7 protein-coding genes are annotated in these 9,733 nt (G+C 60.9%); 2 read left to right on the plus strand and 5 right to left on the minus strand.

Annotated elements, in window-relative coordinates; genetic code table 11:
• Positions 1 to 657: 657 nt before the first annotated feature.
• The 5 genes from AC1DOX_RS30570 to AC1DOX_RS30590 form a co-directional block, all read right to left on the minus strand.
• Entirely contained in the window at positions 658 to 2,130 is a 1,473-nt protein-coding gene (locus AC1DOX_RS30570) for an aldehyde dehydrogenase family protein (protein ID WP_441618053.1), read from the minus strand.
• Positions 2,131 to 2,176: 46 nt separating this feature from the next.
• Positions 2,177 to 3,982, minus strand: coding sequence for a thiamine pyrophosphate-binding protein (locus AC1DOX_RS30575; RefSeq protein ID WP_441618055.1), 1,806 nt, complete (start codon positions 3,980 to 3,982; stop codon positions 2,177 to 2,179).
• Between the two features lie 34 nt (positions 3,983 to 4,016).
• On the minus strand, positions 4,017 to 4,994 hold the full coding sequence (locus AC1DOX_RS30580) for a Bug family tripartite tricarboxylate transporter substrate binding protein (RefSeq protein ID WP_441618057.1): 978 nt from the start codon (positions 4,992 to 4,994) through the stop codon (positions 4,017 to 4,019).
• A gap of 292 nt (positions 4,995 to 5,286) precedes the next feature.
• The gene (locus AC1DOX_RS30585) at positions 5,287 to 6,081 is read right to left on the minus strand and encodes a class II aldolase/adducin family protein (protein WP_477101434.1); all 795 of its coding nucleotides are present in this window, start codon (positions 6,079 to 6,081) and stop codon (positions 5,287 to 5,289) included.
• Positions 6,082 to 6,230: 149 nt separating this feature from the next.
• Complete coding sequence (locus AC1DOX_RS30590) at positions 6,231 to 7,175, minus strand: LysR family transcriptional regulator (RefSeq protein WP_441618061.1); 945 nt, start codon at positions 7,173 to 7,175, stop codon at positions 6,231 to 6,233.
• Positions 7,176 to 7,420: 245 nt separating this feature from the next.
• Between AC1DOX_RS30590 and AC1DOX_RS30595 the strand changes: the two genes are divergently transcribed.
• Together AC1DOX_RS30595 and AC1DOX_RS30600 are read left to right on the plus strand one after the other, a co-directional pair.
• The gene (locus AC1DOX_RS30595) at positions 7,421 to 8,362 is read left to right on the plus strand and encodes a tripartite tricarboxylate transporter substrate binding protein (RefSeq protein WP_441618290.1); all 942 of its coding nucleotides are present in this window, start codon (positions 7,421 to 7,423) and stop codon (positions 8,360 to 8,362) included.
• 178 nt (positions 8,363 to 8,540) lie between these two features.
• Entirely contained in the window at positions 8,541 to 9,623 is a 1,083-nt protein-coding gene (locus AC1DOX_RS30600) for a porin (protein WP_477114090.1), read from the plus strand.
• The last annotated feature ends 110 nt before the right edge of the window (positions 9,624 to 9,733 follow it).

The following is a 9,733-nucleotide window of genomic DNA, read 5'->3' on the forward strand; positions in this document are numbered from 1 at the left end:
TGCGGTCAACTTCGCGCATGCTCATGGTCACCAATCCCTGTCCGTGCATCGCTGCCTCCCGTAGCGCCCGGCGAAACTCGGAGCCTACGGGGAGACAGCCTCAGGTGACATCTCTAATCATCGCAAAGGTGACATTACTAATAATGGCCGACAAGCAATGTCCGCATAATCTGTGTTATGTCAAATGCAGGAGCCTTGTGGGAAACCGGCTTAGCACGTACTGAGAGTGCTCGTACGTGACCGTGCATGCCTTCAAAATCAGGCAATCAACTACACCTACCTCCCATGGATTTCGTTGGATTTTCAATGGGAAGGATTCTTGCTCCCGGCTGCCGGTGGTTGAACAGGTGGAACTCGCTTGAAACTGATCTGGGTGGGAATCGGGGGATCCGCTGCAGGCACAGACGAACATTGACGCGGCACTCGGCAGCGTCAAGATTCCCAGACTGCTGAAGGAGATCGACGGGTGGACAACCTCCGCCCCGCGATTTCCCTTACCAATGACGGGCGAACCAGTGGTCGGTCAACTGGAAACCGCGCCTGGGCTTTTGTGCTCAACAGCAAGGCGCTTGTGGTGGAGTATTTCCGACTCCTTAAACGTACCCCATTGAAGCCGAACGGCCCCGGGTCCGCCCGGGGCCTAGTCCGGCCAGCGCCTCAAGCCAGCTTCAGGTTCACGTTCTTGGTGTACGTAAACTCCAGAAGCTCGGCAAAGCACTCCTCACGCCCTATGCCCGACTGCTTCACGCCGCCGAAAGGCGCTCCCATGAAGTGCTGGCTGGAGTTGTTGATCCACACATAGCCGGTGTGCATGCGTTTGGCGGCCCGGTGCGCCGTGTTCAGGCTTTGCGTCCAGATCGAGCCTGTCAGGCCGAATTCCACGCCATTGACCTGCTCGAACAATACGTCTTCGTCGCTCCACTTGAAAACCGACATGATGGGGCCGAACACTTCTTCCTGAGCCAAACGCATGTGCGGCTTCATGTCAGCGAACACGGTGGCTTCGTAGAAGAAGCCGTCCTTCAGTGCAGGGGCGTCCGGCTGCTTGCCACCGCACACCAGTCGTCCGCCGTCTTCCAGACCCTTAGCCACATAGCCCTGTACTTTTTCCAGTTGCGCGCGGCTGACGAGTGAGCCCATCGTGGTCGCGGGGTCTGTTGGGATGCCTGGCTTGTGGCGCTCCGGCAGCAACTGGACGACTTTCTCCAGTACCTGGTCATGGATGGATTCATGCAGAAAGACGCGGCTGGTGGAGCCACAGCTCTGGCCCGACCAAGTGAAGTTCATACCTCCCAGGATACCGTTCACGAGTTTGTCGAGATCGGCATCGGGGAAGGCGATCAGCGCGTTTTTTCCGCCAAGTTCCAGTAGTACAGGCTTGAGGTTGTCAGAAGCGGTCTTCATGACGGCACGGCCGGTGGGCACTCCGCCAATCAGCGTGATCTTGCGCACCAACGGGTGCCGTGCCATGGCGTCGCCGCATTCACGACCGCCGCACAAGAAATTGACCACGCCGGCCGGAAAGATATCGCCCACCAGTTCGGCCAGGCGCAGGATGGACAGCGGCGCCTGGTCGGGCGACTTCACCACCACCGTATTGCCAGCCGCCAGCGGAGCGGCAAGGCGCGCAGCGGCAAACATGAGCGGATGGTTATACGCCACGATACGAGCGATTACTCCTAGCGGCTCCTGCATGGTGTAGTTCAGGTTGCCGTCGCCCATGGGGATGGTCTCCCCTTTGATTTCCGTGACCAGGCCTGCGAAGTAGTCGAGACAGTCGGCAGCAAAGGCTGCATCCATGGCTAGGGCGGACACCGGGTTGCCATTGTTGAGCGAGTCCAGCAGCGCCAGCGGCTTGGCATGCTCGCGCAGCACCGCGGCGGCCTTGCGCAGGTAGCGTCCCCGCTCAACGGGAGGCGTAGCTGCCCAAGCTGGGAAAGCAGCATGGGCAGCCTGCACCGCGGCATCCACATCGGCCTCATCAGCAATCGGCGCGGTGGTGATGGTCTCGTTGTAGGTAGGGTTGATGGTCTCGGCGTAGCCGCCCGCTTTGGGCATGTGCCACGCACCGCCATAGTACAGTTCGCGTCGTTTCGGCAAGACGCCGGGAGGGATTTCGTGTGCGCGCATAGGTTCTGTGTCCTCAACAGTAAAAATGTCGGGCGCCGGAGCGCAATCAGTCCTTCGACCGCGTCAGACCCGCTGTCATGGCGGGGCTGTAGCCGGTTTGCACCACCACATCGACCACCACGGTCTCGCCCTTTTTCACTGCCGCGATGGCATCGCGCAGGATTTCTTCCAATTCGGCGGCATCCTCGACCGGGCCGATGCCTGTGAGTCCCTGGCCTCGCGCCATCAGCGCGAGGTCGGGCGATGGGTCGCTGATGCGCTGGCCGATCCAGCGGTTTTCGATCGGCCGTTTGCGCTGGCGCGCGACGCGCTCCTGATGCACCTCGTCGTTGAAGAACGAGCGGTTGTTACACACCACCATCAGCATTGGGATTCGCGCATTGGCTGCGGTCCAGAGCGCGTTGACGCCCATCATGTAGTCACCGTCGCCGATTACCGCGACTGGTAGACGGTCGGTGCCTTTGAGCGCCAGCGCAGATCCTATCGACATGCCGGGGCCCGAGCCGATGCCCCCTCCACCGTCGTACCCCAGAAAGTCCAATGGGTGCCGGAAGTCCCACATCTCTCCGCTCCAACTCAGCGGCAGGCGCATCAGGCAAACCTCTTGGTCACCAACGGCGCGCTTCAAGGTGGCCGCCAGCGTGCTCACCGCAATGTTGCTGCCGCCGGTAGCGCCTGGCACGGGTAGCGTCGCTGAGACCGGGGGAAGCGGCCGTTTGGCGGGCGCCGGCGTCTTGCGCGGCTTGACGTGCTGGTTCAACAGGGTCACGGCCGGCTCAGGCTCGCACAACATGAAGACATCGACCGGCGGCAGGCCCTGGTGGTCCATGCTCCAGCCATTGTGGTTGTAGTGGTCCACCGAGACCTGGATGATTTTGCTGCCGACGGGCTCGTCGCCCCAGGCCTGCTTCAGCGTTCCGGAAAGATCCAGCCAATCCAGGCTGAGCACCACGTCGGCTTCGCGCAAGACTTCCTGTGCATTAGCTGTGAGGAAGGCACCGCTGGGCGCCGCGTGCAGTGGGTGGTCGGTCGGAAAAGCCGCGCCTACACGCAGGTCGGTCAGCACTTCGGCGTTCAGTGTCTCGGCCAACTGGATGCGCTGCTCCCAGCCTTCGACATCGCGCGACACGCGGCCCATCAGGATCACCGGGCGGCTGGCCTTTGACAGCAACGCTGCCGCCTGCGCCACGATGTCATCCGAGGGCCGCGCCGGCGGCGGCGCGAGGTAGCGCGCCGGGTCGGGAATCGCCGGCTGCTCGGCCAGCCTGGATTCCTGCAGGGCCGCATCAAAACAGACGTAGACCGGACCCTTGGGGGCGGTGGTGGCAATCTGGCGGGCCCTCAGAAGCGCTTCGTGCGCGGACGGAATCGAAGCCGGCTGCGCATCCCACTTGATAAAGTGGCGCACCAGCGCGGCCTGGTCCTGCGCCGTATGAATCCAATCGATCCACGGCCGGCGCTTGTTCGCGTCGACGGGCCCGGTGGCACCCAGCACAATGACCGGCACTCGGTCCACCCAGGCATCGAAGATGGCCATTGAGCCGTGCATCAACCCGACATTGCTGTGCACGATAGCGACCAGCGGCTTGCCGGTAACTTTGGTGTAGCCGTGCGCGATGGCCACCGCATGCTCTTCATGGAGCACCACCATCATCTGCGGCTTTTCATTGCCCAGGTGGTTCACGATGCTGTCATGCAGCCCGCGAAAACTTGCGCCTGGATTGAGCAGCACGTAGGGAATGTTCATCGCGCGCAGCATGTCGGCAATCGCGTCACTGGCCCAGACGGTTTCTTCCGATTCGGAAGGCTTGGGAATATCGCGGCGCACGGCGGAGCCGGAGAGAATGGTCATGGAAACTCCCAGGTGAAAAATGAAAAGGAGAAAATTATTCGGGCTTGATGTTCGCGGTCCTGATCACCTCTGCCCAGCGCTTCTGGTCGCTGGTGATCAGCCGGGTGAATTCGAGGGGCGTGCTGGTTTCCGCGTAGATGCCCTGCTCGGCCAGCTTGCCCTGCACATCAGGCAGCGCGAGCGAGCGGCGCAACTCTGCATTGAGCTTGTTGATGATGGCCGGTGGCGTCTTGGCTGGGGCAACCATGCCGATCCAGATATCACTTTCGAAATTGGGAAGGGTCTCAGCAATCGTAGGCACCTTCGGCAGCAGCTCGACGCGCTTCGCGCCACTGGTGCCAAGCGCACGCAGCTTGCCGCTTCGGATGTGCGGCAAGGCGGAATTGATCGGGCAGAACATCATGTCCACGTTGCCACCCAACAAATCCACCAGCGCGGGTGCCGATCCTTTGTACGGAATCTGGGTGATGCGGGTTCCTGTCATGGACTTGAAGACTTCCGCCGCCATGTGCTGCGGGCTGCCCGAGCCGGCGGACGCATAAGAAAGCTTGTCGGGGTTGGCTTTGGCCAGCGCGACCAATTCGGCGACAGACGTTGCCGCCACCTTGCTTGGTGACACCACCAACACCATGGGCACACGACCCAGCAGGGTGATGCCCGTCAGGTCCCGGCTCACGTCAAACGGCAGCTTGGGATACAGGACCGGGTTAACTGCCACGGTCTGATTGGGTGCAACGGCGATGCTGTAGCCATCTCCTTCGGCCTTGGCGATGAAATCGGTGGCGATATTTCCCGCGGCACCCGGCTTGTTCTCGACGATGACGGGCTGGCCGAAAGACTCGGACATTTTCTGCGCCAGGATGCGGGCCAGCACGTCATTGGATCCGCCAGGCGGCAGCGGCACCACGATGTGGATCGGCTTGGTTGGGTAGGTCTGAGCCGAGGCAGGTACGCCAATGATCACGGTTGAAAGGCAAAGGGCAAGCATCCCTGTGCCGGGATTGAATTTCATGTCTTGTCTCCTGTATTTACCGCAGGTGGGGCTCTGTCAAATTGCTGGCCCCTGTCGCGTTAGAGCGCGCGCAGTAATGACGTAGCAATCGCTCTTCCACGGTCACCGCATTCCGGCATTTGTTATCGTCAGTAGCGCCGTCAGCTGGTGTTTCCTATTGTCGTGATTCGTGCTTGCCCTTTATGAGTTCCTCTCGAAATTCCTTTGCTCACAGGGTTCGAGGGCGATGTGGGCATCAGCAATAGACGCGCCGGTGTTGGCAGCAAATGACCGGCACCGGCGCGCGCCTATGTCAGCGTCCGTCCACGGCGCCGGTGCGCTGCACGCGCTTCTTCCAAAGCGCCCACGGGCGTTCGATTTGTGTTTCGATGTTCTGGCAGGCCGTGGCGGCTTCGTCTTGGCTGAGATACGTTACTTCGCCAAGCTGCATGGCGCCGACCTGTAGCTGCGCATTCACTTCGGCATAGACCGCTCGGTAGACTGCGTGCTTGAGCGTGGGACCGACGACGGTGGAACCATGACCCCGCATTAGAACAAACGACGCTTCACCGAGCTTCTGCGCAAGCGCGGCGCCGAGCTTGCCATCGCGGATCAGCAAGTCGGTCGCGTCGCCGGCAGTTTCGCGAATCTCGAAGATCGGTGTTCCAGCGCCCAGGAAACCGCTCATATGGCATACGGGCCTGAAGGGGGTGTTCTTGACAACGCTGAAGGGAAGTACGGTAGGCGAGTGGCTGTGCACGATGGCGTGCACGTCGGGTCGGATCCTGTAGATCTCGCCATGGATGAATCGCTCCAGGTAGATGGCGCGCCCCCCCGCGTTGACTGGAGACCCGTCCAGCTTGAACTCGACAATGTCGTCTCGCGTAACAGTGGCGGGTGCCATGTTCCTCGCCAGCAGGAACCGATCTGGATCCTTGTCGTGCCGGACGCTGACGTGGCCAAAGGCATCGACAATGCCTTGATCGAACAAGATGTGATTGGCGCACACCAGGTCTTCAATCAACGTGTCGCTTGCGGAGCCAGAAGGACGATCGAGATCTTCAGCGTAGTCGACGCTGCCGCTGGGATTGGTATGGGAGTTGCACATGGAAGGCCTAGTCTCAGGTTGGCGAGTGTGGTTCGATTCGCGTCCCGGAGCATGCGACGCCGCACTACTGCCCGGAACGTCGTTACAGCTTAGACTTGGCTTGATGATAGGTCTATTAGCTATTTAGGCCTTTACCCATACTCCGATGACTATGATTTGAGGTGCGCCTGCAGGGCGTTGTTTTGCGGTGCAGCGTCGCGGATAAACTGCAAGAGCGCTGCCTGAAAAGCGGAGAAGCGCTTATCTTCCCGATACACCACGTAGGATGGAATCTTCATTGGCAAATCGGGGCGATCAAGGACAACCAGGTCTCCGCGTGCCACATCGGCGCGGATCGAGGAGGAAAGCATGAAACTCAGCCCGATGTCCTGCCGGACCGCGTGCTTCATTGCTTCAGGATGCCCGAGCTCCAGCACAACCCTGCGGTTCTCGAGACCATGCTTACGCAGGTGTGTGTCCTCCAGCTCACGCCTAGCCAGATTCCGTGGCGTGCTGATAAAGGGCACCTGATGAAGGTCAACTTCCTTTGAGGGTTGTTTGACCCAGCGGCTGCCCGGTGCGCATACCAACAGAAGGTCCTCCTCCCACAGCGGAATCACCGTCAGCCCATCCAGATCTTGCTTTGCCGTCAGCAGGATTACCGCAAAATCGCATCCCCCTATGCGCGTCGCGTCCACGGCCGCTTGTGGATTTGAAATCTGAACGGTCACCAGTCCATTGGGGTGCTGCCGGTAGAAATCCGCGATCAATGGCGGTAGTGCATAAGAGCCAATCGACATCGACGTCGCCACGACCGCGCTTCCGGCACCCCCGCCCTCAAGCCCTGCGAGCTCCCGCTCGATCTCGCGCGTCCGCGTGATGACTTCGGTCGCCCAACGATAGACACGCTCCCCTGCTTCGGTCAGTGCGATGTTCCTGCCGGCACGCGTCACCAGGGCATACCCCAGCCGTGCCTCCATGCTGCGCAGGTGTGCCGTAACAACGGGTTGCGCGATGCACAGCCTGTCGGCAGCACGAGTCACACTGCTGAGCTCCGCTACGGTGCAGAAGACTTCAAGTTTCTGAAATGTGAGATATGGGTCGAATCCACGCATGCGCCTCCTCTATCCATAGCTAGTTTGCTATGTGATCACGACGTAATAACTATTTGAAGATATGGATGAGGTTACCCACAATTGCAGCCACAAACAACATAGTGGCTTGGTAGCAGGCTCACTCAGGAGACAGCATGGACTGCACGACGCCTATCGATCGCGTTACTCGTCGGCCCCACGACAAGTCATGCCTTGCCCCACGAAAGGGGCCATTGGCTAGGGTCGCGGCAGCCACACTCGTGGCAATGCTCTGGTCGACCGTAATTGCCCATCCCGCCTTCGCGGCAGAAAACTATCCGACCAAGCCGGTCCGCATTGTTGTGCCCTTTCCCGCCGGCGGTGGCACGGACAGTATCGCTCGCGTACTCGCAAAATCCTTTGCGATGGATACAGGGCAGCCTTTTGTCGTAGAAAACCGCGCCGGCGCGTCCGGGAACATCGGCCTGGATGCCATCGCGAAATCGCAAGCGGACGGCTACACCATTGGCCTCACCACCAGCAATCTCACGATGAATGGTGCGCTGTACAAGCGGTTAGCCTTCGATCCGCAGCGAGATTTCCAGCCGGTCTCGCTGATTGCCTCGTCCCCGCTCGTCATCGGTGTATCGAACACGCTTGGCATATCGGCGTTGTCGGCCCTCCGCGCCAAAGCGAAGGCGTCTGGCCAGCCGCTCGCATATTCATCGTGTGGGAACGGCACACCGCAGCATTTCGCCGGCGCCATGCTTGCCGCGGCGTGGAATGTACGCTTCGTCCATGTTCCCTACAAGGGCTGTGCGCCGGCGTTGGTCGATGCGTTGGGCGGCCAGGTGCCAATCTTTATCAGCACGGTAGCCAATGCACTTCCGTATAGCCGCGATCCCCGTATCGGAGTGCTAGCGGTCACCGGTCATGACCGCAGCAGGTACATCCCGGCGGTGCCATCAACGTCGGAACAAGGCGTAACCAGCCTGGATATGCGCGTGTGGTTCGGACTCATTGCCCCGAACGGCCTGCCTGAGCCAGTTCTGAAGAGACTGGTCGCGCTCACGTTGGCTGCAATGAAGAAGCCTGAGGTGCGCCAGATCCTCGAGGCCCAGGGATACGACGCAGTGGGCTCAGATCCGGGAGCTTTTGCCGCGACGATCGCAACCGAAATCCCGTTCTGGAAGCAACTCGCAGCGAAGTACGCGATTTCTCTCGAGTAGAGCTTGCCCGCTGCCCGTTCCGGCAGCACAGAAACGCCAATCCACAAGTCGTAGACGGACCTGGGAGCCGATGCGGACATGCGCCGCACCGGCTGCCTCAGTGCGCCCACTCGCGCCGCGCTCACTACGCGGCTCTGCGTTTTCCCAACCTGCGTGCAATAAGAAAATGGAGGATTCAATGAGAAGAACACTGTGCCTCGGCATGTTGCTGGCGACATCGGCCCAGATTGCCGCCGCGCAATCGTCGGTTACGCTGTACGGCGTAGCCGACATCGGCCTCGAGTATCTCAGCAACGCCAATGCGCAAGGCAACAAACTGTTCCGGATGACCTCCGGCAATGTGTCCGGCTCGCGCTGGGGCTTGCGCGGCGTCGAGGATCTCGGCGGCGGCGCCAAGGCAGTCTACGTCCTGGAGAGCGGATTCGACCTCGACTCCGGCACCTCCAGCCAGGGCGGCCGGCTCTTCGGGCGCCAGGCCTTTGTCGGGCTGGAGAACCAGTGGGGCCGCGTCACCCTCGGGCGGCAGCAGAATGTACTGTATGACCTACTGATCAACTATGAGCCGATGGTGCTGGCTGCGCACTACTCCGCTCTGATGATGGATTCCAACTTTATCGGCCGCTACGACAACACTGCCAAGTACACGGGGAAGCTCGGGCCCGTGACCGCCGTCGCGCTGTACAGCTTTGCCAGGGGTACCACCGTCACCAGCGGCGGCGTCACTTCGTTTGCCAGTGAAACCGCGGGCGACGTCAAAAGCGACCGCGCCTTCAGCGGCGGGCTGGAATACGCGGGCGGCCCCTTCGGCCTGACCGTCATCTACGATCAGCAGCAAGGCACGCGCGGCCTCGCGGGCCAAAACTCTGGACAACGCGATCGCCGCCTTGCAGCGGCCGGCAACTTCAGCTTTGGCAGCTCCACCCTGTTCGCCGGATATCGCTGGTTCAGCGGCAATATCGGTCTGGCAGCGACCGCGCCAGACCGCAGGAACGATGTTTATTGGCTGGGCTACCGCCTGCAAGCCACACCGGCCCTGACCCTCACCGCGGCCGGCTACTACTTTAACGACAAGCGCTCTGGCCAAGACCCGTGGAGCCTGGTGGGTTCAGCCAGCTATGCGCTGTCCAAACGCACCGACGCCTTCCTGACCATCGGCTATGCGCGCAACAGGGACAACTCCAATCTCGGTCTGAACGGCTTCGGCAGCACCATCGCGGCCGGACTGAACCGCCCCGGGTTTAGTGGAGGCTCCAATTCTTGAGAGAATGGAGCCCATGAGCAAGCAAACCAAGTTTTCCCCCGAGGTCCGAGAGAGAGCCGTACGCCTGGTTCAAGAGCAACGCAGCGAGCATCCGTCGCTGTGGGCGGCAG

This window comes from Cupriavidus sp. 01L415, assembly GCF_056400065.1.

Bases quoted from the DNA above. Each gene is read 5' to 3' on its own strand.
- AC1DOX_RS30595 (WP_441618290.1), top strand. From the start codon at position 7,421: ATGCTCTGGTCGACCGTAATTGCCCATCCCGCCTTCGCGGCAGAAAAC.
- AC1DOX_RS30580 (WP_441618057.1), bottom strand. From the start codon at position 4,994: ATGAAATTCAATCCCGGCACAGGGATGCTTGCCCTTTGCCTTTCAACC.
- AC1DOX_RS30600 (WP_477114090.1), top strand. From the start codon at position 8,541: ATGAGAAGAACACTGTGCCTCGGCATGTTGCTGGCGACATCGGCCCAG.
- AC1DOX_RS30575 (WP_441618055.1), bottom strand. From the start codon at position 3,982: ATGACCATTCTCTCCGGCTCCGCCGTGCGCCGCGATATTCCCAAGCCT.
- AC1DOX_RS30585 (WP_477101434.1), bottom strand. From the start codon at position 6,081: ATGTGCAACTCCCATACCAATCCCAGCGGCAGCGTCGACTACGCTGAA.
- AC1DOX_RS30570 (WP_441618053.1), bottom strand. From the start codon at position 2,130: ATGCGCGCACACGAAATCCCTCCCGGCGTCTTGCCGAAACGACGCGAA.
- AC1DOX_RS30590 (WP_441618061.1), bottom strand. From the start codon at position 7,175: ATGCGTGGATTCGACCCATATCTCACATTTCAGAAACTTGAAGTCTTC.